Source organism: Candidatus Eisenbacteria bacterium, from assembly GCA_030017955.1.
Taxonomy (GTDB): Bacteria; Eisenbacteria; RBG-16-71-46; order JASEGR01; family JASEGR01; genus JASEGR01.
The window spans coordinates 42,062-68,674 of the sequence record JASEGR010000004.1 but is presented as its reverse complement, the minus strand read 5'-3'; the positions used below and the strand labels follow the sequence as shown (position 1 = coordinate 68,674).

The window sequence follows — 26,613 nt, the reverse complement described above, 5'->3', positions numbered from 1 at the left end:
ATGACGTGACGTCATGCAGCAAGGACCCTTGACACCCACGGTTATGGGTGTCCCCTTATTTGATTGCGAGGTGGATGGCGGCGATGCCGAGAGAAAGGCGCTGGAAGGCTACGTCGGTGAATCCGGCTTCGTGGAGGGTGTCTGCCAGCTCCTCGGCGCCATAGAATGCGGGAATCGTTTTCGAAAGGTAGAAATATCCGGCTCTTGATCCGGAAATCGCGCGGCCGACGGGATGTACGAGTAACTTGATATAGATGTGGAACAACTTCTTGAGAAAATCCGAGCGCGGCTGGCTGGTTTCCAGATTTACGAACCTGCCGCCTGGTTTCAAGACTCTGTGGAATTCCCGAAAGCGATCAATCAGGTTCTCGCGGCTTGTATTGATGTTTCGCGTTGCGAAGGAGATCGTGACGAGGTCGAAAGTTTTGTCGGGGAAAGGCAAGGTTCCTGCTTCGGCGAGTGCGAATGAGATTCTCATCGCTTCTGATTTTCGGAGAGCCCTGCGGAGCATCTCAGGGGAGAAATCTACAGAGACGACTTTGGCAGTGCCATCTCCAAGGCAGCTTAGATAGCCAGCCATCTCGCCCGTTCCTGTGCAGACATCAAGGCACCTGGCACCGGCCTCTGCGGCTCCTGCCCTGGCTGCCTTCTTCCTGAGGCCGCCATCTGCGGCTCCTAGTCTGGCGGCTTTTCTCCTCCAGGAAGCATCAAGCCCGAGCGTGAGAACGTGATTTACCAGTTCGTATGTGTCCGTGACCTCGGAGAAAATCTTCTTGATGCCCTTACTCGTCTTCTCCGGGCGGGATTTGTCAGTCCTCTCTGATTCTATCTTTTCCTTACACCTGCCTTCGCGCGGAGTTCTTTTGCCATGGTCTTGATTTCAGTCAGGTCGGTTTGCATTTCACTCCAGCCGTACCAGAGCGCATAATCTGGACTGGCATGAAACGTTCCCTGGAACGACCGCATCCTGTGCTCCAGGTACATTACGAAAAGTCTCTGCTCAATGAGCGTTGGTGCATCGTTGAATGTGAGCAGGTCGGGAAACGGATAAGCATAGCTCTTGGGTTTCGGAATTATGCCGTCCTTGTAGAGTGCGGCCACAATCCTGATCGCTTCCGCCATCACACGGTCAGCGTGCTTAATCATCTGGTCGCCCTTCTCAAGCTCTCCCTTGGCGAAATTTCCGGAGTGGCACTGATTGCACGTCTTCGTCATTTTGTCGCGCTCTTTTTGCCAGTCCTCCTGCGTGAGTCTGGCTACATCAGCAGCTTTCACCACGTCAAGGCGTGCAGTGGGTTTTCCGGTGGGATCAAGGACGCCAAGGGCCTGCAGGATGGTGGCACGATCCGCTGCCCACTCCTTGTCCTCGGGCATTGGAAGGCGGACCGCCAGGAATCCCCATGCCGTCCGCACAGCATGATTGTTTTCCTGCATGTGGCATGTCTGGCACGTCGGCGCGGCGACAATCTCGGGAAGAGTCTTGTTCTGCTTGAGCAAATACCTGACGCCGTGTTTTGATGACGAGTACATTTCCCATTGGGGATGATCGAATCCCATGTGGCAGGTCTGACAGGCCTGGGGTTGTTTTGCCTCTTCAACTGAAAAGATGTGACGAGTGTGGCATGCATCGCACGATGCAGTCCCGAAGCCCGGCCCTGTCTTTTTCAAGTCCGCGATTTCCGCCTCGGTCTTGAGGCCAATCTTGTGACATCCGCCGCAGCCTTTCATGCCCTCCATAAGCACCGAAGGCTGCCAGTGAGCTGTGGGCATGGCTTTCATCGCAGCCCACGCGAATGCGTGCTTTCCGTGTTTGAACTGTTCCACCTGAGTCTCGTGGCATGGGGCGCAGGTCTCCGGCGTGGGAATCTTGACCTTCGCAACGTCCTCTTTAGATGTGTGCTGATCACCATGACATGTGGCGCAGTCAACCCCATTGTCGGCATGCATGCTTGCCTGCCAGTCCAGAACTATGTTCGGGGTGACTTGCTTGTGACAGTCCAGGCACGGCTGTGCTCCAGTGTTCGAAACGACGATCAGACTTCCGGCAAAAACTAATGCCACAAAGAAAGATAATCTCAGCATTTCAGCGCCTTCCTCCTTTCGGCCTGTCACGATGCTTAGCCACGCCGTCATACTCTCCCCAACGAATTCAGCCAGTGAGTCAATCTTCCTCACGCCGCGGATACTACTCCCAGATAGATTCATCTGCAAGTAATTCATTCCAGTTTTTGCGAAGCTTGGTGGCGAGGGCGGACATATGGCATAATCTTCTATACTGACCTTCGGGCATTGGAGCCGGGTGGAGTCTGATGTGAACCTGATCAACAACAATTTCCTGATCACAGGACCTCCAGGCGTTGGCAAGACTACGGCCGTGAGAAGGCTCTGTGAGAATCTGAACAAGTTTCATCCGGTCGGCTTTTTCACCGAGGAAATAAGAGTCGGAGGCGTGAGAATAGGGTTCGAGATTGTCACCCTCGACGGAAGAAGGGCACTCCTGAGTCACGTGGACATACAAAGCCGTTACAGGGTCGGCAAGTACAACGTCAATATTAGTGAGTTCGAAGCCATTCTTGATTCTATCAAATTCGTTTCCCCTGAGACTGTGCTTATCATTATTGATGAAATCGGAAAGATGGAGTGTTTCTCGGACAAGTTTCGAGAATTGGTTAACGAGATTCTTGATTCTGAAAAGATCCTTATTGCAACTATTGCGATGACAGGTCGCGGACTTATCGCAACCGTGAAGAAAAGAAGCGATGTCAGACTCTTTGAGATATCAGAGAGAAATCGTGACTCGATTCTGTCAGATATTCTGCACGAAGTTAATCCTTGCCTGATCCGCCTCCGCCGAACATGAGACGAACGTAAGGCCCCGTGATACCGATTTCAGGCCCGCCGGCAATATTCCTCTCCTCCAGACTCCACTCACCTATATTCGGCGCGAAAGTAAACCCCACCTGCAAACCAATCGCGAGACCGCCTTCCCCTTTCTCATCTCCCCCGAGGTTGACCAACTTATCCACCCCAAGGCCTACGCTCAGTAAGAAGACATCGGTCGAGAGTCCAGCATTCCGCTTCGGATTGACCAGGAGGCCGTCGAAGGTCGGCGACGATCGCTCCACAATCTTGAAGCTCATCTCACCACCGCCGATGCCCATGATCGGGTATATGTTCACGCCTTTCTTCGAATAGAGAAGATATCCAAGATTGAAGCACCCGTAAGCGGCGCTGATGGACGACTGAGAGTCTCCGATTGTCGTCTTCCTGCCAAAAAACGTATGACCTTCCCCGCCTATGATAACGCGGTTCACGATCCCGTAGCCTGAACCTCCAAAAGACACCAGATTTTTCGAGAACTCAGGATACCCGTTGGCTTTCAGCCTTGCATTCAGGTTGTTTATGTCCAGATTGGCTCCACCAACCATGAAAAAGCCTCTGCCTCCGGCTTCTCTCACCTCACGACTCTGCGAAACAGCCGGTACGAGAAGACCAATCAACGCCACGACTGCAAGTATTGCAGTGACCCTTATTCCTCGGACCATGGTTTCCCCCTCTCTAGTGTTTGTTACTCTCCGTTAGTGAATTCAGCAGGTTGCCCATCACACGATAACCTCTACCGGCCGTTGAACATTGCACCTCAGGCACACAGGCGGACGTCCTCTGAAGATATGTTGGCAGTCCTGATGAGAATACGCGCGTGGTACGACTATTGTTTCGCCAAATACCTAATGCGGTTCTAAAGCGTGGTCGGGGCGAGAGGATTTGAACCTCCGACTCCTTGGTCCCGAACCAAGTGCGCTACCGGGCTGCGCTACGCCCCGCCCATTTAGTCAATTCAACTTTTCTTGAAAACCAGAAAACTGCCCATCAAGCCCGTGTGAGAGGAGCTAGTTGTTGATTTCTTCTTTCCAGGCGCCTTCCCCAATCAACGGAACAAATGTACATCCGCATATCGGCTTTGAAAAGACCATTCCGCCCTTTTTCTCGACAAGCTCGAGAACCTGGGAATTCGAGCTTCCAATTGGGATCACCATTCTACCACCTTCGCCAAGCTGCTGCTCAAGGGCCGGAGGCACTTTCGGTGAGCCCGCCGTTATCATTATTCTCTCAAATGGCGCTTCTTCTTCCCATCCCAGAGTTCCGTCTCCGACCCTGAGAGTTATGTTCGTGTAGCCAAGCTCGCGCAGGATCTTTCCTGAGCTCTGAGAAAGCGAAGAGATCCTCTCCACGGAATAGACCCACGAAGAAAGCTCGGCCAGTATGGCTGTCTGATACCCTGAACCCGTCCCAATTTCCAGCACTCTTTCTTCTCCCTTCAACGAAAGAACCTCGGTCATGAGCGCAACCATGTACGGCTGAGAGATTGTCTGTCCCAGCCCGATCGGCAGGGCACAATCGTTGTATGCCCTTCCGACCAGCGACTCCTCGACGAACTTTTCCCGCGGCACCCTGAGCATCGCCTCCATGACCCTGCAGTCAGACAGACCCCTTGATTTGAGCTGAAGCTCAACCATTTGCTTTTTCAAAGCATCAAAATCTTGTTCCCGCATCATGGTCGACAGTGCCTTCTCATAACTTTTTCACACTTTGCCAGAGACCTGCCTTCCAGTCTTCAAGCTCGTGCATGTTCTTGTAGTCAGTGAGGTCAAGCTTCAGCGGAGTGATAGAGACCATGTTCGATTTCACCACGGTGAAATCGGAATCGTCTTCCTCCTCCCATATTGGGTTCTCTCCTCCGATCCAGTAGTATGCCTTCCCGCGCGGGTCAGTCCTTTCGACGATTGTATCCCTGTAGACTCTCCTCCCGAGCTTCGTGATCTTCACGCCGCGGATCTCGTTTCCAGGCACATTCGGAACATTCACATTCAGGACCGTCCTCGGTGGTATCTGCTTCTCAAGTGTGAGTGCCGCAAGTTTGGTGGCGAATTGAGCTGCATAGTCAAACCGACAATTCTCCCACGCAGCAACCGAAATCGCGACGGAAGGGATTCCGATAATGGCGCCTTCCAATGCGGCTGCGACAGTTCCGGAGTAACTTACGTCGTTTCCCATATTGGGACCGCTATTGATGCCTGCGAAAACTATGTCCGGCCTTTCCTTCATGATCCCGTGCACTGCAAGAAGCATGCAATCGGTTGGCGTGCCGTCGCTGCTCCAGATGTCTTCATCAATTTTTCTCATGTGGAGCGGCTTGTGGAGGGTGATCGAGTGACTTGATGCGCTCATTTCCCTGTCCGGGGCTACGACAACCACACGCCCGAACGGAAGCAGTGCTTCCCGCAAGGCAAGGAGCCCTGCCGCGTGAATTCCATCATCGTTTGTGATCAGTATTTGTCTCATATTCTCCAGAAGAGGCTCCGAAGTGCGAGGAAACAGATTCGTCCCGAATCGAGCATCGGATTCATCATACTCTTTTCGCTGGCATAGACAGTAGGTATCGGGACAGTCCCGAGTTTAAAGCCCATGCGTGATGCCTTTATTATTAGCTCGGATTCAGTCTCGTACCGCTTTGTTTTTAGCTTCACGGCCGACAAAACATCCTTTGATAAGAACCTGAATCCTGATTGACTGTCAGGAACCCAGGCGCGCGCAGCGAGAGAAATGAGAAGCGAGCCAATCGCATTTCCGACTCTGCGGTGAATTGGCATTGCTGATTTCCGCTTTGACCTTGTCCCAATGACTATCTCTGCACCTGTTCTGGCTGCCTCTTCGATGAGAGACGTGATATAGCTTGGATCGTGCTGTCCGTCAGAATCCATTGTCACAACACCATCGTAATTCTTCGAAAGGAAATAGTTGAAACCGGTGATGAGGGCGGCTCCTTTTCCTTTGTTTTTCTCGTGCGTTAGAACTTTCACGCCCGAATCTTCAAGACCATGAACGCTGCCATCAGTCGAACCATCATCTACAACGACCACATTTTCTCTTCCGGCGACTGAGCACGCTCGCTCTGCAATCTTTCTCAAGCTCTCCCCTGCGTTGTACGATGGAATAAGAACGCCGACCTTCTGCCTCATGCTCATGGTCCGGGAGAAGCAAATGCTGATCTCTGTCCTTCCGACAGGGCGCCTGTCAGGTCATCCGGTTTTCTTCGTGTCTTCTCGGGCCACACCTCATCAAAAACGAACCACTGGTCCGGATGAAGTCGAATGAAGTCTTCGAAAACGACAAGGCACCTCTCGACGCCGGTTCGGACTGCACTTCTGTTCTTGCCGAGGTCACTCAGCTCAATTTCAGGTTCGATGATGACCTTGCAGTCGCCGTTCCTCTCCCTCCTGACAAATCCAGGGATGAGAGGCGCGCCTGTTCTCAAGGCAAGGGCCACGTGAGCTCTGGGCAATACGGTATCATGTCCGAAGAATGTTGCCTTTCCGCCTGAGCCGCCAAGCTGTCTGTCCGCAAGGATCGCGATGCACCCTCCCTCGCGAAGCCAGCCGAGGACGCTGCTCTTTGAACCGCCTTGTTCAAGAACCTCAATCCCGAAGCGCTCTCTTCTCCTGTTAAAGAACTTGTTTATCCTCCGGTTCTCGTGTCTCCGCGCAACTACCTTGAGTCGAAAACCACTCCGCGCCAGAAGCGAAGCACCTAGTTCCCAATTTCCAAAGTGGGCAGTTGTGAGTATGAGCCCTTTTTTCTTCTGCAATGCCGACTTGATGCGTTCCCACCCCTCAACTGTGACTCTCGAATCTTCTTTCCTGCCGGAGCCGTTTGAAAGTCTGAGAAAATCCACGACAAAGCAGCTGAAATTTCTGAATACCTGTTTCTCGACTTTCTTTCGCTCGCCGTCATTTACTCCTTCGGGAAGGACTCGCCTGAGGTTACTTCTCACGGAATGCCTGGAGTACTTGTCAGCCAGGTATTTTACCTCAGAGATCCTCCTTGCGAAGAAGTACGATACCCTGACCGGCAAGAAGGAAGCGAGAGCTGCTGCAATCTGGTAGAGCAGGTATCCTATCAAGAGCGGCCGCCCACGAACTGGTCGGGGCGACTGGATTTGAACCAGCGGCCACTAGCCCCCCATGCTAGTGCGCTACCAGGCTGCGCCACGCCCCGACCTCTTTCATAGTATCCTGAGAAAATAGTGACAGTCACCATTTTTCTCCAGAGGGGAGAGGACGATACCATCCATCCTCTCTCCAGAGGGGAGAGGAAATAAGTGACGTGTTCCCGAATTCCACTACGCCACGCCCGACCGGCTCTTCTTCAGCTCTTCGACGAGATTCTCAATGTCGTCCTTGATTGACGCCAGTGCGGCTATCTTCGAGGCCTCCGTAGCGGGAAGATCGAGTTTCTCCTTGCCGCTTCTCACATCCAGGAGTTTTCTGCGCGCGCCGGCAATCTTGAACCCCTTCTCATAGAGAAGTGATTTTATGGCAAGCAGGATCTCGATATCCTTCGAGTCATAAAGGCGCATGCCGGACCTGCTTTTCTTCGGATGGAGCATGCTGAACTGCGTCTCCCAGTATCTCAGCACATGGGGCCTGATCTTCAGCATCTCGCTCACTTCGCTTATCGTGTGATAAGCTTTGTCAACAGCGTCCCATTCCATAATCTCACCTCCGTCTTCTATATCGCATTTTCCGGGGAGCTTCCGGTTCGCTGCCTACCAAACCTCCGGCTTCGGCTCCCTCATCATAAGCTGTCTTATCGCCTCCCTGGGCGGTTTCCGCTCGAAGAGAACATTATATACTTCCTGAGCAATCGGCATATCAACTTTGTGCCTCTTGGCCAGATCGACTGCGGCCTTTGTGGTCGGGACTCCTTCTGCAACCATTACCATCTCGGATGTGATTCGTTCAAGGGTTTTTCCCTTTGCAATCTCCTCACCGACATGTCTATTCCTTGAGTGACGGCTTATGCAGGTTGTCACCAGGTCACCAACGCCGGCAAGTCCGGCGAAGGTCTCCCTCTTTGCTCCAAGTGTCACCCCGAGCCGTGCAATCTCGGCAAGCCCTCTCGTAAGAAGAGCGCCTTTCGTATTGTCGCCGTATCCAAGCCCATCGCATATTCCTGCTGCAATGGCTATGATATTTTTCAGACTCACGCCGAGCTCAACGCCAACCATGTCGCTATTGGTATAAACTCTGAAGCTAGCGCCCATAAACAAAGTCTGCACATCGGCCGCGATCTTTTCGTCAGTTGACGAAGCAACGACTGTCGTCGGAATCTTTCTTGCGACTTCCTCCGCGTGACTCGGCCCCACGAGGACTGCCACTCTCTTTCCGAGACCTTGAGGAAGCTCATCCTTGAGGACTTCTGACATTCTCATAAGAGAGCCGTTCTCAATTCCCTTTGTCGCACACACAATGACCGGCTTCTTTGGATGAATCACAGCGACCTGTCTTGCAACTCCCCTTAGTGTTTGCGATGGCACGACAAAGACAACGTATTCGGCGCCGCCAAGGACCTCCGGGAGATTTGAAGCAAAGGCTATCTCTTTCGGGATCTCGACACCAGGCAGGAACTTCTCGTTTCGCCTGTTCTTCTTCACCCTCTCGCACTGCTCACGGTCAAACTCCCAGACCGAGACATTCACACCCTTTTCGTGGAGAAGCATGGAGAGAGCGGTTCCCCATCCGCCTCCGCCGAGGATTGCTGCCTTCTTCAAGACGCTCCTCCTTCCTTCTTGTGTCCTCGCCTCAGCAGTTTCTTCTCCTCCCCTTTCACGAGTCTCTTCATGTTCGGAATGTGCTTGAGGAGTATGAAGATGGCCACTGCCGAAGTGACAAGAACCAGGAGCAGCCGGCCGGGAGAAAAGAAATAGACCGACACGGGAAGGACAAGTGCCCCGATACACGAAGCGAGAGAGACATATCCTGCGCCGAGGAATACGGCAATCCAGATGAGAAATGCGACTAGGACTGCTTTTGGAACGATGGCCAGGAAAACTCCGAGAGAAGTAGCGACGCCCTTCCCACCCCTGAATCCCACGAAGACCGAAAACGAGTGGCCAAGAATAGACGAAATCCCGCAGATAAGACTCAGGTCGCCCGTGGCGATCGAACTTGCCCCTGCCAGCGATGGGGAAAAGCGAGCTGCAATAAATCCCTTCGCGGCATCGAGCAGAAGCACGGGTATGGCGACTCTCGCACCAAGCACCCGGAACACATTGGTTGCTCCGAGATTTCCGCTTCCAATCTTCCTCAGATCAACTCCGGCAAAAACCTTCCCCGCCCAAAGCGAGAACGGGATTGCTCCAAGGAAGTAGCTCAGAAGCACTGCCGCAAGAAATTGAATCACCAGTCTCCTTTACTCACTTCTCCTGAATTTCAGAATCACAGGGACTCCTTCGAATCCGAATTCCTCTCGTATGTTTCCGATGAGGTATCTTCTGTAACCTTCCCCAATGCTCTTGGGCTCGTTCACGAACGCCAGAAACGTCGGCGGAGTAGTACTTGTTTGAGTGGCGTAGTAGAACCTCGGAGGTCTCTTCGCCTTTGCCGCGGGAGGGCCGTATTTCTTGAATGCCTTTTCAAGGCATTTGGTGAGCTCTGATGTCGTTAGGGCATTCTTAGCAGCGTCGTGAAGACCAATGATTCTCTGCAGAAGCTCATTCACGCCGTACCCTGTCAAAGCGGAAGCGAAGAAGACCGGCAAATAGCTTAGTGTGGGCATTCTTGTTCGGATGATTCGTCTGTAGTCATCTTTGTCCGCCCCGGCTGCGAGGTCCCACTTGTTGATAATCAGCATAGCAGGTTTTCCTGCCTCCTCGGAGAGGGATGCAATCTTCATGTCCTGCACCGAAATCGGCTCGACGGAGCTCAGCAGAATCAGCGCGACGTCGCACCTATCGATTGCACTGAGACTTCTGAACGTGCTGTAAAGGTCGGCCTCATCCGCAATCCTGGACTTCTTCTTGAGTCCCGCAGTATCTATGAGCGTGAGCCTTCTGCCTTTGTGGCTTATGTGAGAGTCGATCGGATCTCTTGTAGTGCCGGGGAGCTCGTGCACGATTACCCGCTCTTCCCCGAGAAGTTTATTGACGAGGGAAGACTTGCCGACGTTTTGCCTACCAACTACTGCGACCTTTATTCCGCCAGTCTCGTCCGGAGGCGCTTCCTCCTCGGGAAGTTTCTCCACGACGAGGTCGAGGAGCTCTCCTATCGACCTCCCGTGAATGCTTGATACAGGAAGAGCTTCTCCCATACCCAGCCTGGCGAATTCTGCGGCGTTCCTCTCCTCACGCTCATTGTCAATCTTGTTCACGAGAAGAATCACCTTCTCAGCGTGCCGCCTGAGCGCTGTTGTTATGTCTTCGTCAAGCGGCGTGAGCCCATCCTTTCCGTCCAGCACGAAGAGGAGAAGCTTCGCGGAATCAACGGCGAGTTCGGCCTGCCTCTTGACGAGAAGCTCGATTCCCTCGCCGGCGGTTGGGATATATCCACCCGTATCAACAAGATAGAAAGACTTTCCCCTCCAGTTTGCAAGCGAAAAATTCCTATCCCTTGTCACGCCGGGCTTGTTGTCGGTTACAGCGATTCTCTTCCCGAGGATTCTGTTGAAGAGCGTTGATTTCCCGACGTTCGGCCTACCAATAATGGCGACAATAGGAGTCTTTACATTTTCCATGCTCAAATCCGACTCTGATAGGTATCACTGTCTTCTTCTCAAGCTCTCTCACAGTCATGCCATCCAGAAACTGACCACGAGAAGTGACTGCCGTCCTCGGAACCATGGCCATGTCCCCTGGACCGGAAGAAAGAAGGCTCTCGGCTATGTCCTTCCCTGTAAGAAGTCCGGCTACAGTCACAGTTGACCCGAAGAAATTGTTTTCCACCGGAAGAAGATTCACTTTCACATCTTCCTGTAATGGAATGAGTTCGAGGCATCTCTTCATAGTATTACTCATGAGCTTCCCAGTTACAATAGTCAATCTCAGGGGCTTCGTGCGGGTCGGCAGGCGCCTGGCCAAACCCTGCTTCAAAGGGAGACCGAAATGGTTTTGAGACGCAAGGTCAATGAATCTCCTCTCGAGGCCGATGCCATTTTCGATCTGCGGGAAATCGTCATAGTAGGAAGCCGCCGGGGCTTCCTTTTTTGCGATGTGGAAAAGCTCATCCGCAGCGTACACTATGTTCTTGCCATGCAGCTTCCTGAGCCGGGCGCCGCATGATGCGGCAAAGTCCAGTGCGTGCAGTGCGCCTTCCTTGTTGACCATTGCCAATGGATATAAGCCTTTCCTGAATCTCGTAATCCCGACCGGCACGATCCCAATGGACTGAATAGAAGGAGAAAGCCCGATGAGATCATCAATGGTTCTCTCGAGTTCACTGCCGTCATTTATTCCGGGGCATATCACTACCTGACAATGAAGCTTTATGCCTCTTTCGGCAAGAAAAAGGAGCTTCTGCATGATGTCGGCATCACCAGTGAGCCCGAGGAGTTTTCGCCTGACATCCGGGTTGGTCGAGTGGACTGAGACATAGAGCGGACTCAGATGCTGGTTGGCAATCCTCTCCAGCTCGCCGCTCCTGAGATTAGCAAGAGTAACGAAGTTGCCATGGAGAAAAGAGAACCTGTAGTCCTCATCCTTTATGTAGAGACTTTTTCTGAGCCCGTGCGGCAGTTGGTCAATGAAACAGAAGATGCACTTGCTTCTGCACGCTCTCGGTCTCATCTCCTGAAACGTTATCCCGGGCGACTCCCCTTCCCTCCTGGTCACGTGGATGAGATTGGGCCTGCCGTCCTCTTCAACTTCAATGGCGAGCTTCTCCTCTGACGAGAAATAGTTGAAGTCGATCGGGTCCCTGATTGCATTCCCGTTCACTGAACATATCCTGGAACCCGGGACCAATCCCGCCTTCCCGAAGGCCGACTCCTTTTCTACTCTTTTTACTGTGACAGCCATCCCCTCACCCTACCCTCTCCCCAGAAGGGAGAGGATAAAAAGATTTGGAGCGGGCAACGGGATTTGAACCCGCGACTCTCAGCTTGGGAAGCTGATACTCTACCACTGAGTTATGCCCGCCCCGCAAATGTACTCTGTATTTCTTGAAGGAAAGTGCTTACCCCTCACCCTGCCCTCTCCCCAAGGGGGAGAGGGAAATGCTGCCCCCTCACCCTACCCTCTCCCCAAGTGGAGAGGATGAAAACACTATCAAGCTAATCCCCACAGGGCCTTGAGTCAAGAGGCCGCTGGGGACTTCATCGTGCCAGGATGTCCATGATTCTTGACGAAATTGCCCCCGGAGGTTCGCCTTCTTTTACCTCAACCGGTGTCAAATCCTTCATCTTCTTGAACCACGTGAGCTGTCTCTTTGCGAGATTCCTTGTTTCTTTCTCAATACGTTCAGTCATCTCGGAAAGGGAAATCCTGCCCTGAAGATGATCGACTGCCGCCCCGTAACCAAGCGATTCAAACGCAGGCGCGTCGGCCGGCACGCCTGCGTCGAGAAGTCCGCGAACTTCGTCCACTAGCCCGGAGGAAATCATCCCCATGACCCTCTCCCTTATCCTTCTTTGAAGGTCGTCTTTCTGCCTGTTCAAAAAGATCAGGATGGAGGACTCTACAACTGGTTTTCGGAGAATCTGTAACTCGCTAAGTTTACGTCCGGTTAGGTAATAGATTTCAAGTGCTCTGGTAATCCTCTTGGCATCATTCACGTGGATCCTTCTCGCAGAATCTGGGTCAACCCGTCCAAGCTCCTCATGGAGAAAAGACAGTCCTTCCGACTCCGCTCTTTTTCTCAGGGCTGCCCGCAGTGCCTCGTCCCGGGCCGGCTCCTGGAAAATTCCGCTGACCAGGGCCTCTATGTAGAGCCCTGTCCCGCCAACGACAATCGGCTTCATGCCGCGAGCCGTGATACTGGAGAGCGCTTCCCTCGCATCGCTCATGAACCTCCCGGCGCTGTATCTCTCAGTGGGGTCCAGGAAATCCACAAGATGATGGCGTACCCTCTTCCTCTCGTCGGCGTCAGGCTGTGCAGTTCCTATGCGGAATCCTTTGTAGATCTGCCTTGAATCGGCCGAAATGATCTCGCCCTTGAGGCGCTCGGCGATGTGAAGCGAGACTTCGGTCTTTCCGGAGCAGGTGGCGCCAACGATGAGAAGAACGGCGGACAGCGCTTTATCGTCTGCCAAATCTTTTCTCCAGCTCAGCCAGAGAAACTCTTATGAATGTGGGCCGGCCGTGCGGGTCTCCGTCGGGGACCTTTGTGAGAAACAGAGCGTTAATAAGCCAGTTCATCTCTTGTTGATTCAACACTTCGCCCGCATTCACGGCGCCGCAGCACGCAAAAGCTCTCGCAGCTTTTTCCTCAGGCGGAAATTCATCTCCCGAGTCTTCTGAAAAGAAATCAACAATGTCTCTCAACGCCTGCCCCTCATCCCATCTCCTCAATGAAGACGGAATCCCTCTGACAAGCACAGTTCTCTCTCCAAAAACCACAAGGTCAAAACCCAATTTCTTGAGCCATTGAGACATTTCGAGAAAATTCTCAAACTCATCTTTCGCAAAATCAAGAACGAGGGGAAAGAGAAGCTGCTGACTTGCCCGATCCTGTCCCTTAAAGCTTCCCATGGCATGTTCGTAAAGTATCCTCTCGTGAGCGGCGTGCTGGTCGATGAGAACCAGGCCTCCCTTTGTTTCGCCAAGAATGTATGTCCCGTGAAGCTGCCAGAGGTTGACAAGGCCTACATCCTCCCGATCAGTCTCGGCCTTCGGGCTTTCTTCGCCGCCTTCCTTGGTCAGGAGCTCCCTGACAAAGGAAATCCCGGCTTCCATGTCAGGGCGCGACTCGTAGGGGAAGCCCCGGTTTTCCCCAGTGCCCCCATCTCTGAGATGACCGCGCACTCCCGGTCCACGGAATTTGTCCTCTCCGCCATGTCCAATCCATGTTTCATGTCCAATCCAGCCGTGTTCTCCTGCCGGAAGCTCCGTTCCGTGGGGTGAAAGTGACTGCCGCACACATCCTCTCACAGTTTCAAAGACCAATCTTTCGTCCTTGAATCTTATTTCTCTCTTTGATGGATGAACATTCACATCCACCTGAGCCGGATCTACGATGAGAGAAATAACAGCCATCGGGTACCGGTCACGTGGAATAAGGTCTCTGTACCCTTCCTTGAGTGCTTTCATGAGAAGCGCGCTCTGAATCCATCTGCTGTTCACAAAAATGTATATGTGCTCTGCGCTGTTTCTGGAAAGCTCTGGCTTTCCGAGAAATCCTCTCAGCTCGACGCCGCTCATTCCCGGCAGAAGCTCTACCATTGAATCCACAGTCCTCTCGCCAAAGATGGTCGTCATTCTCTCTCTCAAGTCTTGCGCAGGAGGAAGAGTGAGGGTCTTTCTTCCATTGTGCACAACGTAGAACGCGCAGGCGGGGGTTGTGAGCGAAAACGCAGTGATGAGTTTCGCAATCGCCTTCATCTCGCTTCTTACTGTCTTCAAGAACTTTCTTCTCGCGGGCGTGTTGAAGAAAAGGTCTCTCACAAGGACGGATGTACCCTTCCCTCTTCCTGCATCCCTGACATCCAGGGCCTTCCCTCCCTCAAGTTCAATCTCACATCCGGTCTGGTCGCCCTCTCTCAAGGTCGTGAGCTTCACCCTTGCCACCGATGCTATCGATGGCAGGGCTTCACCCCTGAATCCAAAAGTCACGATTCTGTCAAGGTCCTCAGACTCGCTTATCTTGCTTGTCGAGTGCCGCTCAAATGCCAGGACGGCCTCTTCCCTGCTCATCCCTTCGCCGTCGTCTGATACAAGGAGATGCGCATCCGGACTTCCTTCAATCTCAACCCAGATATTTCTCGCCCCGGCATCCAGAGAGTTCTCCACGAGCTCTTTGACGACAGAGAGAGGCCTTTCGACAACCTCTCCGGCAGCTATTAGCTGGACCAGGTCAGGAGGCAGTAATTTTATTCTCCCCGAAGCGATCACTCTTTCTTCCCGTATTCCTTTCTCAATCTCGCCAGTGCATTGAGCGCATCGATGGGAGTCATCTCATCAGTGTCAAGTCTCTCAAGCTCACGAATGAGCTCGCTCTCCTTCTCATCAAAAAGCTGAAGCTCAAGCGCGGCGTCTTTAGGCGCCATTGCTTTCTTCCTCATTGCCCCTTCTCTTTCGAGTTCTCTCAGGACCTCCTTTGCCCTCTCCACGATTCTACCGGGAAGGCCCGCAAGCTTGGCAACCTGGATTCCGTAGCTCCTGTCCGAAGCACCCTCTTCTATCTTTCTGATAAAGACCAGCTCATCACCCCACTCCTTCACCACGACATTGAGATTCACCACCCTTGGAAGGAGAGATGGAAGCTCGGTGAGCTCCTGGTAGTGCGTTGCGAACAGAGTCCTTGGAGCGAACCCTTCATCTCCGTGAAGAAACTCGGTGATGGCCCACGCGAGACTCATGCCGTCAAACGTGCTCGTACCTCTTCCAATCTCATCCAGCAGAATGAGACTCTTTCCTGTTGCATTTCTTGTGATTGATGCCATCTCGTTCATTTCGACCATGAATGTCGAGCGTCCTGTCGTGATCTCATCTGACGAGCCGACTCTTGTGAATATCCTGTCCACCACTCCGATAGAGGCCTTCTTCGCCGGGACAAAACTCCCCGCCTGCGCCATCACGATGATCAGACCAACCTGTCTTAGGTAGGTCGATTTGCCGGCCATGTTCGGGCCGGTCACTATCGCGATCTGCGTCGATGAGGAATCTAATGTTGTATCGTTCGGAACAAACTCTCCACGGGGAAGAGTCTTCTCAACTACCGGATGCCGCCCCTCCTCTATCTCGATTCGATTTGATGCATCGACACTGGGTCTGGCGTACGAGTTCTCAGCAGCAACTTCAGCCAGCGAAGCCAGAGCATCCAATTGGGCAAGGGCATTCGCCGAGAGCTTGAGGGAGTGAATCTTCGCCTTGCCTTCTTCTTTGAGCCGCTCGAAGCCTTCAATCTCGAGTGAGTTTGCCTTCTCCTCCGCTCCCAGAACCTGGCTCTCAAACTTTCTTAGCTCTTCTGTGGTGAATCTCTCCAGTCCGGTGAGTGTCTGCTTTCTTTCAAAATACTCCGGAACCTTTTTCAGGTTGGACTTCGTAACCTCAAAGTAATATCCGAAAACCCGGTTGTACCCGATTCGAAGATTTGGGACTCCAGTGATCTCCCTCTCCTTCCTCTCAAGCTCGGCAATTGCATGCTTTGCATTCTTCGAGCTCATTCTCAACTCGTCCAATTCCTTGTTGAAGCCCTCGCGGATTATTCCGCCTTCTGAGAGAGTCATCGGAGGATTGGGCACAAGTGCCGCACTCAGGAGAGCTGCATACTCCGAATGGTCGCCCAGTTTCAACTCGATATCTCTGAGAAGAGCAGAGCTTCTGTTTTCAAGGAGGAGCCTTATCTCGGGAATGACCTTAAGAGTCTCACCCATCAGAAAGAGTTCATTGGGATTGATTCGGTCAAAAGCGAGTTTTCCGACGAACCTCTCCGTATCCTTGAGGGATTTCATGAAGTCTCTGAGTCTCCCCCTGAGAAGAGAGTCAGTCACCAGCTCCTCAACTGCATCATGCCTTTCAACAATCTCCCTGGTTTCAAGGAGCGGCCTGACCAGGAAAGCCCTGAGAGTTCTTGAACCCATCGGAGTGAGTGTTCTGTCCAGAACGCCGGCGAGCGATCTTCCACCCTGGTAGGGTGACTTCAGGATTTCCAGGTTTCTGAGAGTAGTCTCATCAAGAAACATGCTGCTTGATTCGGTGAGTCTCTTGAGCGAGTCAAAGTGGCTTAAGTCGGACCTCTTTAGCTCTCTCAGGTAGTGGATGAGAGCACCGGCAGCCCTTATTCCATCTCTAAGGTCATCGCATCCGAACGCGTGAAGATCGCCCTGAGAAAGCTGTTCCTTCAGCAGTCGTTTTGCCCGCTCATAGTCAAAGCTTTTGCCGTCAATGAATGTTCTCGAAGACTTTCCAGTTATCCTGGGAATCTCGGGCGACGAAGAGAATTCCTCGGGAAGCAGGACCTCCCGGATTGAGAATCTTGATAGCTCGTCATTGATCTTCGAGACATCCGTTTCACCAGCCATGAAGTCGCCCGTGGCAACATCGGCAATTGCGATCCCGTACCTTTCATCGGAAGGGAAAATCGAAGCAAGAAAAACAGATTCCTTCTCATCAAGAAGGTTGTCGCTCAGCACCGTTCCCGGCGTTATGACCTCAACAACATCCCTCTTCACCAATTTCTTTCCAGGGCTTGGTTTTTCAAGCTGTTCGCAGACGGCAACTTTGTATCCGCACTTGAGAAGCTTTGCAATGTACCCGTCGGCAGCGTGCCACGGAATCCCTGCGAGCGGGACCGCCTCTCCGCGGATCCTGCCCCTTGAAGTGAGGGTGAGCCCCAGCACTTTCGAAGCAAGCTTTGCATCCTCATAGAACATTTCGTAGAAGTCGCCCATCCTGAAAAAGAGGATGGAATCCCTGTACGTCGCCTTCATCCTTACGTACTGCTCCATCACAGGCGTTGAGGTGCCAGGGGCACGTTTATTTCGAGCCCCGGGGGACTCCAATTTTGCGTCCATTCTTGTGAACTTTCTCCCTTGCCTCAGCGGAAACCAAAGAGTTCGGAAATCTGAGCAGAATCTCCTGGTAAACCCGGATTGCGTCGGCCTTCATGCCTTCAAGCTCAAGACACAGCGCCTTGTTCCTCATAGCAAGCGGGACATATGAGCCGCCTGTTCTGACAACTTTTTCGTAGACTTCCCCTGCCTTTCTGCAGTTCCCAAGAAGCCGGTAGCAGTCACCAAGAGAAAGGAGACTCTGACTCATGAGCGGTTCATTCAGGGGTTTTCGAACGAGCTTCTCAAGTTCCTTCTGTGCCTTGGGGATTTGTCCGCTCCCTATGAGAGAGAGCGAAAGCCAGTACGTCGCCTGTTTCTCCATGGAATCGTCTGGATGTTTCTTCAGGCACTTCTCGAAATAGGATGCGCTGGCGTAGAAAGAACCGATGGTGTAGAGGTAAACGCCTGTCTGAAAGAGTTCGTCAACAGACTCGCTCTGTGTTGCTCTCGGACCCTGAGTGCCGGGAACGCTATTCCAGGTAGGTATCCCACTGAAGACAACTAGGGCAGCGCCAAAGAGGCTCATCAGACCTGTTGCCGCAATTCCTGCACCTGTATTTTTCATTTTCTTTCTTTAGTTTTTCTGCAAGCTTCGCTGCCTCGCGATAGGCATCATCGTTCCTGCCATCCTCATGATACAACATTATGAGTTCCGCTCTCGCTCTTTCATTCTCCGGCTCAAACTCAAGCACTTCCCTTACCAATCTCAAAGCTTCATTTTTGTCGCCTCTCTTTTTCTGAAGAGTGGCCAGAGAAAGAAGAGTACTCGAATCTTTAGGATTGCGCTGAGCGAGCTCCTCGTAGAACTCCATCATCTCTCCGAATCTGCCCTTTTCAAAGAGGGCTTTTTCGAGCCGGTCAAAAACAATGTAGGCCATTCCCGGAAACCGCGATGCTATACCTTTCCAGAGAGTGATTGCCCGGTCAATGCGTCCATCTTCCCTGTAAATGTCTCCGAGATATAGAAAGGCAGGAACGCAATCTCCATCTAACCTGAGAGCATCCTTGAAGGCTTTCTTGGCCTCCCTTATCCTTTTCCTCCTCAGCAAGTCACGACCTATCCAGCTCTTATAGAGAGCAAGCCGACCCGGCTCCTTGGACCCGCTGAGCTTCTCCAACTCCTCCTCAATTTCGCACGCCTTGTCCCATTGCTTCAAATTCTCGTAGACCCGGCCGAGGAGTTTAAGGACCTTCACGTTCTTCTTGTTCAGATCCAAGACCTTCTCTCCTGCCAGTATCGCACTTGGGTATTTCGCCGAAGCCACAAAATCCTCAACGAGACTCTCGTAAACCGCCTCTTTGAGCTTCCCGTCCGCAAGGGGTCTCACGGTGAGGTCTCTGTGAATCTGTGTCGCCTTCTCCACCTGACCTTGCTTTCTCAGAAGGTCGCCAAGCTTAAGATAGGCGTCGATGTTCTGCGAATCCCTGTGGACGGTCTCCTTCAGGAATCTGAGGGCATCATCGTTGCTTCCCGAAATGAGGCAGTTAAGCGCTTTCGTATAGGGAGATTCGGATTCAGCGGGTTTGGCTTTTTTCTTCCTGGAAAGTGAATAGATTGCCACCGCAAGGAATACGGCGAGAAGAAGAAGTATTAGTATGCCGGGGTCTGACATCTTCAGCTCCTCTCTCCTTCTTCACCCTGGGATAGCGGCTGCACGTCTTCGAGCGGGAGATTCCTCAAAGCCGTTAGTTCCTCGCCAAGTTTTCTCTTTTCCTTTTCAAGCCGCGAAATTCTTCCCCTCAATTTCATTTCGTGCCCGATTGTGAAGAGAAACCAGACGAACGCGCCAAGGACAAATGAGCCAAAAAGAGCAATGATGAACTGGACCTTGAGCTCATAGTTGTGCGTGAACCAGAATCGCACGGTCACCGGCTCCTGTTGAAGATTGAGGATGGCAAAAAGAAGGATTGCGGCAAGAACAATCCCGGTCAGAAACATCTTCACTAACCACATGTTGGGGAACCTCCATTTCCTCCGCCTTGTCTTTTCCCGTAAAGTGTGAGACCCCTGGCATCGAGAATCTCAACCATCACCGGTTTCCCGATTTCATCATCTTTGCCTTCAAAGAGAACAGTCTTGTTGGACCTTGTCCTTCCCGTAAGAAAACCATCTGCACCCTTTGCTCTGCCCTCAGGGAGCACCTCAAGAATCTTCCCTGTCAAGCCCTTGTTCTTCTCATCTGCGATTCGCTTTTGAAGCTTCAGAAGTACATCGAGCCTTCTCTCCTTCTCTTGAGTTGAAACAGTCTCCACAAGGTTCGACGCAGCAGTCCCTGGTCTTGGCGAGTACTTGAACGCGAACGAGGAGTCAAACCCCACGCGATTCACAAGGTCAAGAGTCTCCTCAAAGTCAGATTCACTCTCTCCCGGGAAGCCAACCATGAGGTCGGTTGTGATGCTTATGCCGGGGATCCTGGACCTGACTCGTTCCGCGAGATCCATATATTGCTCTCTAGTGTAGCCCCTGTTCATCAGCTTGAGAATATTGTTTGAGCCGGATTGCGCAGGAAGGTGAAGATGTTCACAGACGGTCGGGCAGGATGACATCGAATCCAGAATTTCGGGAGAAAGGCCCTTCGGGTGCGAAGTAGTGAATCTAAGCCGGAGAAGGCCCGTGATTCTGGAAATCTCATTCAGAAGCCCAGCAAAATCAAGCTCCCCAAAACGGTACGAGTTCACGTTCTGGCCAAGAAGAGTGATGTCCTTTGTCCCGTGCTCCACAAGGCATTCCGCTTCTTCAATAATGTCGGCGAGCGGCCTGCTCCTCTCTCTCCCCCTCACGTAGGGCACAACACAGTAGGAACAAAAGTTCTCGCATCCCTTCATGATGGACACGAATGCCCTGAGTCTCTTTCTTCCCGGCCGAGGAGAGCTCCTGAAACCTTTTTCAGGCCCGGTGTCAATTATCTGTCTCTCGCCCGCCTTGAGCCTCTCGAGGATTGCATCGAATCTCTCGTAAGCATCCGTACCGATGACAAAATCTACGTTGGGAAGAACCGAGAGAATGTCCCTTCCGAGTCTTTGCGCAAAGCATCCCATGGCACCCACGATGAGACCATCATTCCTCTTTTTTGTGGCATCCAGCTCCCTTATCCAGCCGAGCGCCCTCTTTTCGGCATGGTCTCTGACCGAGCATGTGTTAACAAATATCATGTCGGCTTCTTCCGGGCGGGATACCTCAGACAGAGAATGACTCAGGAGCAGATCGCGGATATTCTCGGAATCCCAGACATTCATCTGGCACCCGAATGTCTTGATAAAAAATGTGGCGTCGTTTCTCATTACGAACTCACCCTAGAATATGGTGAACTGGACGAGGGATGGCACTGTGCACAGATCGGGGTCTTTCACGACCCTAGAGAATCCTAGCAGAAAAGTCTTTGTGCGGTCTAGGTATAACGATGCCCTTCACAAGGAGCCCTCTTTCTTTTGCGGCCTCTTCGCCTGCCCGGACAGAAGACTCCACGTCGCTGACTTCGCCGGTGAAACTTACATAGCCCTTCCCACCGAGTCCCTTTGCAACCCTTATCTCGATGAGTCTGACCTTCGCAGTTTTTGCGGCGCGGTCGGCAGCTGCGATTGTGGCGGCAACTGAAAAAGTCTCTATCACACCTATTGCTTCGATTTCCCGAACGTCACTTGTGCCAAGAAGCGCAGGAAAGACTCCCGGATCGACATAAGGCAGAAAGAGCTGGTCAACAACAAACGCTCCTCCTGTCTCCAATCCCTTTTTCACGGACGCATCTACCGAGGCAACGTCTCCTGCAACCAGAATCACGAATTTTCCAGGGCAGACAGGTGCCGCCTCAAGAAGGCTCACTGGCGCTACCTTAACCATCTCATCAGCGGTGAGAAAACCGGCGGCTATGCTGTTTAGCTCAACCACTCCTATCGTGTCTCTCAGCGATTCACTCAACTTAAAGCCCCGTTTCCTGTTTCCTCAGCACCATGGCACCGCCTCTCGCTGGCCTGTCCGCTTCAAACGTTGCCGCGGTTTGCTTCAGCGGTTGTTTCAAGAACTCTCGCTTCCCTATCCGCGAATTGTAATTGCGCCATTCACGCTTTCAACGACGCCGCTAATGGAGGCATGTATATTAGCACCAAGTTTCCCATCCGGGATCCTGGCAATGAGCTGGCCCTCATTTACACGCTGCCCTACCGACACGATGGGCACAGATGGAACGCCGGTGTGCTGCGAAAGCGGAATTGACACCCTCTCCACCTCGAGAACCCGCAAGTCGAACATGTCCGGCGGCGAATAACTCTCAAGCCCCAATCTTGCTTTCATTCTCGCCATGGGGATTCTTCTTCCGTCCCTCAGGGATTTCTGCTCCTCCGAGATACCCCTCGAATCATGACGCAATCCCTTCTTCAGAAGCTCCTGCTTTATCTTCTTGTTGACAACTTCCGGCCTCAGAAGCTGAGGACAGGCATAGAGCCCGCAGATTCCGCATTCGGAGCATAGAAGTGCACTTGTTATCTCGTCCACTGCCGTGTCAATCAGGAGGCTCACGGTCCTCATGATCTTGTGAGGATAGATGTCGTGCCCAAGGAGATATCTCGGGCAGAGCTCCGTACAGTCAAAACACTGGTCGCAGGCCGAATTCCCTCTCAGCACTTCAATGGAAGACGACACTTTCTTCTTAGCCACAAGTATGTGGTCTTTCCTGAGTACCACGATGCCCGCTGTCCCTTTTGTCAGCGGTTCATCGAGAGTTCGTGGGACGTATCCCATTATAGGACCGCCGATTATGACGTCAATATCATCCGTTTTAGTAAGTCCGCAGACCCTGAGCGCCTCCCTCACCGGCGTCCCCAAAGGAAAAGACAAAGTCTTGGGGATGGGGACGTCGCCGCAAACCGTGACGAACCTTGACGTGAATACCTTTCCATCGAGCGCCCTTGAGACCTGAAGCAGCGTCGTTACGTTGTTCACGACCACACCAACCTGTATGGGAATCCCGCCGGGTGGAACGACCCTGCCGGTCACTTCATATGTGAGCACATGCTCATCACCTGCAGGGTAAACATCATCCAGCGGAAAGACTTCTTTGTCGCCGTACCTTGACGCGACATTCCTGATGGTTTCAAGCGCCGACTTGTTCTTCGCCTTTACCGCCACAATGCCCTTTCTTGCACCCGTTGATTTCTGCATGAGGTCGAGTCCCTTCACTACCTCATGCGCAAGATTTTCCATAACTACGCGGTCGCTCGCAAGGAGAGGCTCGCACTCGGCTCCGTTTGCAATGGCTATTTCGGCTCTGGATTTGGCTTTAACGTGGGTGGGAAACATAGCCCCGCCGGCGCCGGCAACACCGGCCTGCTCTATGGCGGCTGCTATGTTAATGGGCATGAGCTTCGCTAGACTATCCTGAAGTAGTCAACGAGAACACACCTTCTGGGCCGAACGAAGGTGCGCGCGGATGTCAAGCCCTCTCCGGTCGGGCTTGCAATCGTGAAACTGGTGAATCCCTCTCCTCCAAACCCGAGACCGGCATATGAAGGGCCATTCTTTACAAAAATCGATGCATTCATGTACTTCGCCATCTTACTCAACTTCTCGATATTCTTTGAATGCATCACTGCAGTGTGCGCAAACCCGTGCTCCACCTCTTTTGCAAGGAGAATCCCTTCGTCAACATCCGCAACGCGGACAAGCGGAATCACAGACGTCATCATTTCAGTCCACACAAATGGATGATCCTTATCGGTTTCGACAACGATAAGTCGGATATCGTCCTGGGCGCGAATGCCAAGCTCGCCAAGTATGAGCTTCGCGTCTTTGCCGACGTACTTCTTGTTCATCACAGCATGCTTCCTGGGACCGTTGTCCTTTTCCAGCAGAAGCGACTTCAACCTCTCTATCTGATGACCCTTCAATTCACAGGCGCCATTCCTGGTCATCGCAGCTTTCAGACCGTCCGCAATTGAACTGACTGCGATGATCTCCTTTTCGGAAATGCAGACAATGTTGTTGTCAAGCGAGGCGCCGTTTACGATGTCCTTCCCCGCCTTTTCGATATCGGCAGTCTCATCAACGACGACTGGCGGGTTCCCGGGACCTGCTGCAATTACCCTCTTTCCGGACTGCATCGCCTGTTTCACGACTGCGGAGCCGCCCGTGACAACGAGAAGTCTTATGCCCGGATGCTTCATCAATGCCTGCGCAGCTTCTATTGATGGTTCGGCGAGTGACGTGAAAACGTTCGGAGGTCCGCCGGTCCTTACTACGGTTTGGTTCAAAAGCTCGATGGTCTTGTTTGAAACATTCTTTGCGGTCGGATGCGGACAGAAGACGACAGCATTTCCGCCGGCCATCATGCTCATGCCGTTATTTATGATGGTTTCGGAAGGATTTGTTACCGGTGTTATGGAGCCGATTACTCCAAAGGGAGCCCAGTCCACAAGGGTAAGGCCGTGATCTCCCGAAAACGAGATGGGTTCGAGGTCTTCGATGCCCGGAGTTGCCTCGCCGACCAGCAAGTTCTTCCTGATCTTGTCATCGACTCTGCCAAGTCCGGTTTCTTCAACCGCCATCTCGGAAAGCAGCTTTGCATTATCCTTCACCGTCTGCCTTATCGCCGAAATTATTTCCTTTCTCTTAATCACTGAAAGAGAAATAAGCGCCAGGTGCGCCTCTCTCGCAGCCTTCACAGCACTGTCAAGTTCTCCAAAAACGCCGCTCTCAGAAGCGTCTGAAGATTCCCTCTGCAATTGCGCAAGTGTCGACGCCGGTCTCCTCTTGAGTTCATGGCCAAGTTTTTCGACAACTCTTTCGACTATGGCATTTATTCTGTCATCGTCATACTTCATGGCAGGCACCAAGCTGGTTTTCTGTTTCCGCGATGCTGCAGTTCAGAAGTGGAATCCGTGATTCTGTTTTTCTTCAGAAACTGTCAGGCGACAGGTTCTCTGGGCCTTCCCTGGCTCTTCACGTAGATAAACTTCCCGTCCATTTCAATCGAGTCAACGATTGCCATGATCACGGTGTCGACGGGCCTATCCTTTGTCTGTTCTGTGAGCCGCGCCGAGCTTCCGCTCGCGCAGAGGACAGTCTCATTCACTCCTGCACCCACGGCATCGACCGCCACACTGAATGAACCTGTTGCCTTTCCAAATGGATCGACTTCTCTTACGACCAGGAGTTTAAGACCTACGAGAGTTTCTTCCTTCCTTGTCGCAACAACAGTTCCTACAACCTCACCTATGATCAACTCTGCCTCCTTGAAATCACGAAGTGCAGTGCTTCAATGTCCGAAGGCCCTGCTCGGAGAACCCGAATGAAGGTATCAAGAAGTCAGGGAACTCCGGTCGCTCCCTACTTCTTACCCGAGGTCTCCGTGGCTCGTCCGATAGGAAGAACATCCTCAAGGCTTGCGTGCGGCCTTGGGATCACGTGGATGGAGATAACTTCACCCACCTTGCCTGCAGCAGCTCCGCCCGCTTCCGTGGCAGCCCTGACGGCGGCAACATCTCCCCTGACAATCGTCGTCACGTAGCCGCCTCCTATCTTCTCATAGCTGACAAGCCGCACCTTTGCAGCCTTCACCATGGCATCAGATGCCTCTACCATGGCGACAAATCCTCTTGTTTCAATCAGGCCCAACGCTTCTTCCATTTCACTTCCTCCTTAACAGAGAATTCACGTTCGGCAAGCAGAAGCGGAGCCCGCATCGCTTCTGAAGCACGGGCTCAGGCTCCTGAAAAGTGCTTCTTACTTCAGCATTGTATCTTCCAGGGATAGATGAGGGCTCGGGATTACGTGCGCAGAAACCAGCTCTCCAACCTTTTCTGCGGCGCTCGAACCTGCCTGGACAGCAGCCTTGACGGCGCCGACGTCGCCTCTCACAAGCGCCGTGACGTATCCGCCGCCGATCCTTTCGTACTTTACCAGAGTGACCTTCGCTGCCTTCACCATTGCATCCGAAGCCTCAACCATCCCAATAAAACCTCTTGTTTCAATCATGCCCAAAGCCTCATTGGCCAAATTCATCACCCCCTTATCAGCTCTACTAAGTCACCGTCAGAAAGCCCCGCCGCATTTGCATCATCAGTATCAAGATGAAGCTCGAGGCAATACGTCGGGTCAACCTTGACTTTCACCATGTCGAATGTGAGTCCCTTCTCTCCTTCCACCTTCACGCTCACGGTATCGCCGTCCCTGACGCCGAACTCCCGGGTATCCTCATCAGTCATGTGGATATGTCTTATCGCTCTCACTGCTCCTTCAGAGATCTGAACAGAACCTCTGGGTCCGACAAGCACAACGCCAGGCGTGTTCGCAAGATCACTGGAGTCCCTCACCGGCAACTCCAGGCCGAGCCGGCGGCCGTCCGATCTTGAAAGCTCTGTCTGGGTGTAGTTTCTTACCGGTCCGAGAATCCTGACATCTTCAAGCGTTCTCAGATTGGGCGCAATGATCGTCACTGTCTCTTTGGCTGCGAACTGGCCTGTCTGAGTCAGGTCCTTGAGCTTCTGGAGTTCGCAGTTCTCTCCGAAGAGTTTCGAGAAAACTTCCTTTGAGAGGTGGACATGTCTGGCTGAGACTCCGACAGGAACAAACTTCTTTAGGGCCGATACACTTGGCCACTTCTCAAGTCTCTCCCTAACCCTCCTCAGAACCTCTTCAGCAATCTCATCGGCGGGAGAAGCAGGCCGAGACTTAACGTACTGAGACATATCAGTTTCTCTCATCGAAGCTGTTACGCTGAACTCCGCATTTACCTCGCCAATTTAACAGAGCAGAGAAACCGTTGTCAAGGAAGTTGCCGCAATCTTGCCCCTCACCCTACCCTCTCCCCTATGGGGAGAGGATTAATGTCTGATTCAGCAACCTCTCCCCCTCACCCTACCCTCTCCCCTATGGGGAAAGGGTCTCAGGTAGAGGCGCATCCCGTCGAAGAGCGCTCCATCGAGGTCAATTTCATCGCCCTTGGAATCCGCCACGTACAGCGAACCTTTTGTAACCGATTTGAACGCCTCTTCGCTAAACCGCAGGATTGCATGGCGGACAGCGAAACCCTTTTCCATCTCGATTGGGTTATCGTCAACGAAAACTGTCATGCCGTC

28 protein-coding genes and 3 tRNA genes are annotated in these 26,613 nt (G+C 52.6%); 1 reads left to right on the top strand and 30 read right to left on the bottom strand.

What is annotated here, in order from left to right; all coding sequences use genetic code 11:
* Positions 1-55: 55 nt before the first annotated feature.
* Both QME66_01330 and QME66_01325 read right to left on the bottom strand, forming a co-directional pair.
* Positions 56-778, bottom strand: a complete 723-nt coding sequence (locus QME66_01330; protein ID MDI6807608.1) for a ubiquinone/menaquinone biosynthesis methyltransferase — start codon at positions 776-778, stop codon at positions 56-58.
* A gap of 47 nt (positions 779-825) precedes the next feature.
* Entirely contained in the window at positions 826-2,175 is a 1,350-nt protein-coding gene (locus QME66_01325) for a multiheme c-type cytochrome (protein ID MDI6807607.1), read from the bottom strand.
* A gap of 136 nt (positions 2,176-2,311) precedes the next feature.
* Between QME66_01325 and QME66_01320 the strand changes: the two genes are divergently transcribed.
* Positions 2,312-2,860, top strand: coding sequence for an NTPase (locus tag QME66_01320; protein ID MDI6807606.1), 549 nt, complete (start codon positions 2,312-2,314; stop codon positions 2,858-2,860).
* Here QME66_01320 and QME66_01315 read toward each other — a convergent pair.
* The 28 genes from QME66_01315 to QME66_01180 all read right to left on the bottom strand — a co-directional run bounded on the left by QME66_01315 (position 2,826) and on the right by QME66_01180 (position 26,607).
* Positions 2,826-3,545 (bottom strand): hypothetical protein, encoded by a 720-nt coding sequence (locus QME66_01315; protein ID MDI6807605.1) that lies wholly within the window; start codon positions 3,543-3,545, stop codon positions 2,826-2,828. The two genes, QME66_01320 and QME66_01315, sit on opposite strands and share 35 nt — an antisense overlap.
* Before the next feature lie 202 nt (positions 3,546-3,747).
* Positions 3,748-3,824 (bottom strand) — tRNA-Pro (locus QME66_01310).
* Between the two features lie 66 nt (positions 3,825-3,890).
* On the bottom strand, positions 3,891-4,553 hold the full coding sequence (locus tag QME66_01305) for a protein-L-isoaspartate(D-aspartate) O-methyltransferase (protein MDI6807604.1): 663 nt from the start codon (positions 4,551-4,553) through the stop codon (positions 3,891-3,893).
* A 19-nt stretch (positions 4,554-4,572) separates the two neighbouring features.
* The gene (surE, locus tag QME66_01300; protein ID MDI6807603.1) at positions 4,573-5,343 is read right to left on the bottom strand and encodes a 5'/3'-nucleotidase SurE; all 771 of its coding nucleotides are present in this window, start codon (positions 5,341-5,343) and stop codon (positions 4,573-4,575) included.
* Positions 5,340-6,020 carry a glycosyltransferase family 2 protein gene (locus QME66_01295; protein ID MDI6807602.1) on the bottom strand — a complete coding sequence of 227 codons (681 nt, stop codon included), beginning with the start codon at positions 6,018-6,020 and terminating at the stop codon, positions 5,340-5,342. Before QME66_01295 ends, surE begins: the two co-directional genes overlap by 4 nt.
* A gap of 2 nt (positions 6,021-6,022) precedes the next feature.
* A complete protein-coding gene (locus tag QME66_01290; GenBank protein ID MDI6807601.1) occupies positions 6,023-6,961 on the bottom strand; it encodes a lysophospholipid acyltransferase family protein in 939 nt (312 codons plus the stop codon).
* A gap of 18 nt (positions 6,962-6,979) precedes the next feature.
* Positions 6,980-7,056, bottom strand: a tRNA-Pro gene (locus tag QME66_01285).
* 124 nt (positions 7,057-7,180) lie between these two features.
* Positions 7,181-7,552 carry a MerR family transcriptional regulator gene (locus QME66_01280; GenBank protein MDI6807600.1) on the bottom strand — a complete coding sequence of 124 codons (372 nt, stop codon included), beginning with the start codon at positions 7,550-7,552 and terminating at the stop codon, positions 7,181-7,183.
* A 54-nt stretch (positions 7,553-7,606) separates the two neighbouring features.
* Positions 7,607-8,611: an NAD(P)H-dependent glycerol-3-phosphate dehydrogenase gene (locus QME66_01275; protein MDI6807599.1), complete on the bottom strand. Its 1,005-nt coding sequence runs from the start codon at positions 8,609-8,611 to the stop codon at positions 7,607-7,609.
* The gene (gene plsY / locus QME66_01270; GenBank protein ID MDI6807598.1) at positions 8,608-9,243 is read right to left on the bottom strand and encodes a glycerol-3-phosphate 1-O-acyltransferase PlsY; all 636 of its coding nucleotides are present in this window, start codon (positions 9,241-9,243) and stop codon (positions 8,608-8,610) included. The genes QME66_01275 and plsY overlap by 4 nt, the downstream gene beginning before the upstream one ends.
* Before the next feature lie 9 nt (positions 9,244-9,252).
* On the bottom strand, positions 9,253-10,572 hold the full coding sequence (gene der, locus QME66_01265; GenBank protein ID MDI6807597.1) for a ribosome biogenesis GTPase Der: 1,320 nt from the start codon (positions 10,570-10,572) through the stop codon (positions 9,253-9,255).
* On the bottom strand, positions 10,532-11,851 hold the full coding sequence (locus QME66_01260) for a DUF512 domain-containing protein (GenBank protein MDI6807596.1): 1,320 nt from the start codon (positions 11,849-11,851) through the stop codon (positions 10,532-10,534). Before QME66_01260 ends, der begins: the two co-directional genes overlap by 41 nt.
* A gap of 45 nt (positions 11,852-11,896) precedes the next feature.
* Positions 11,897-11,971, bottom strand: a tRNA-Gly gene (locus tag QME66_01255).
* Positions 11,972-12,147: 176 nt separating this feature from the next.
* On the bottom strand, positions 12,148-13,083 hold the full coding sequence (gene miaA, locus QME66_01250) for a tRNA (adenosine(37)-N6)-dimethylallyltransferase MiaA (GenBank protein ID MDI6807595.1): 936 nt from the start codon (positions 13,081-13,083) through the stop codon (positions 12,148-12,150).
* Complete coding sequence (mutL, locus tag QME66_01245) at positions 13,070-14,881, bottom strand: DNA mismatch repair endonuclease MutL (protein ID MDI6807594.1); 1,812 nt, start codon at positions 14,879-14,881, stop codon at positions 13,070-13,072. Before mutL ends, miaA begins: the two co-directional genes overlap by 14 nt.
* A complete protein-coding gene (gene mutS / locus QME66_01240) occupies positions 14,878-17,505 on the bottom strand; it encodes a DNA mismatch repair protein MutS (GenBank protein ID MDI6807593.1) in 2,628 nt (875 codons plus the stop codon). The genes mutL and mutS overlap by 4 nt, the downstream gene beginning before the upstream one ends.
* Positions 17,468-18,070, bottom strand: coding sequence for a tetratricopeptide repeat protein (locus tag QME66_01235; protein ID MDI6807592.1), 603 nt, complete (start codon positions 18,068-18,070; stop codon positions 17,468-17,470). The genes mutS and QME66_01235 overlap by 38 nt, the downstream gene beginning before the upstream one ends.
* Positions 18,015-19,157 (bottom strand): tetratricopeptide repeat protein, encoded by a 1,143-nt coding sequence (locus QME66_01230; protein MDI6807591.1) that lies wholly within the window; start codon positions 19,155-19,157, stop codon positions 18,015-18,017. The genes QME66_01235 and QME66_01230 overlap by 56 nt, the downstream gene beginning before the upstream one ends.
* 2 nt (positions 19,158-19,159) lie before the next feature.
* Positions 19,160-19,498, bottom strand: coding sequence for a LapA family protein (locus tag QME66_01225; protein MDI6807590.1), 339 nt, complete (start codon positions 19,496-19,498; stop codon positions 19,160-19,162).
* Complete coding sequence (gene miaB, locus QME66_01220; protein ID MDI6807589.1) at positions 19,489-20,826, bottom strand: tRNA (N6-isopentenyl adenosine(37)-C2)-methylthiotransferase MiaB; 1,338 nt, start codon at positions 20,824-20,826, stop codon at positions 19,489-19,491. Before miaB ends, QME66_01225 begins: the two co-directional genes overlap by 10 nt.
* A 73-nt stretch (positions 20,827-20,899) precedes the next feature.
* Positions 20,900-21,460, bottom strand: a complete 561-nt coding sequence (locus QME66_01215; GenBank protein MDI6807588.1) for a BMC domain-containing protein — start codon at positions 21,458-21,460, stop codon at positions 20,900-20,902.
* 114 nt (positions 21,461-21,574) lie between these two features.
* Positions 21,575-22,897, bottom strand: a complete 1,323-nt coding sequence (locus QME66_01210; GenBank protein ID MDI6807587.1) for a 4Fe-4S dicluster domain-containing protein — start codon at positions 22,895-22,897, stop codon at positions 21,575-21,577.
* An 8-nt stretch (positions 22,898-22,905) separates the two neighbouring features.
* Positions 22,906-24,357: an aldehyde dehydrogenase EutE gene (locus tag QME66_01205; GenBank protein MDI6807586.1), complete on the bottom strand. Its 1,452-nt coding sequence runs from the start codon at positions 24,355-24,357 to the stop codon at positions 22,906-22,908.
* 83 nt (positions 24,358-24,440) lie between these two features.
* Positions 24,441-24,758 carry a EutN/CcmL family microcompartment protein gene (locus QME66_01200; protein MDI6807585.1) on the bottom strand — a complete coding sequence of 106 codons (318 nt, stop codon included), beginning with the start codon at positions 24,756-24,758 and terminating at the stop codon, positions 24,441-24,443.
* A gap of 104 nt (positions 24,759-24,862) precedes the next feature.
* Complete coding sequence (eutM, locus tag QME66_01195; GenBank protein MDI6807584.1) at positions 24,863-25,162, bottom strand: ethanolamine utilization microcompartment protein EutM; 300 nt, start codon at positions 25,160-25,162, stop codon at positions 24,863-24,865.
* 96 nt (positions 25,163-25,258) lie between these two features.
* Complete coding sequence (locus tag QME66_01190; GenBank protein ID MDI6807583.1) at positions 25,259-25,537, bottom strand: BMC domain-containing protein; 279 nt, start codon at positions 25,535-25,537, stop codon at positions 25,259-25,261.
* Complete coding sequence (gene pduL, locus QME66_01185) at positions 25,537-26,223, bottom strand: phosphate propanoyltransferase (protein MDI6807582.1); 687 nt, start codon at positions 26,221-26,223, stop codon at positions 25,537-25,539. Before pduL ends, QME66_01190 begins: the two co-directional genes overlap by 1 nt.
* A gap of 147 nt (positions 26,224-26,370) precedes the next feature.
* Positions 26,371-26,607 (bottom strand): hypothetical protein, encoded by a 237-nt coding sequence (locus QME66_01180; protein ID MDI6807581.1) that lies wholly within the window; start codon positions 26,605-26,607, stop codon positions 26,371-26,373.
* Between the last annotated feature and the right edge of the window lie 6 nt (positions 26,608-26,613).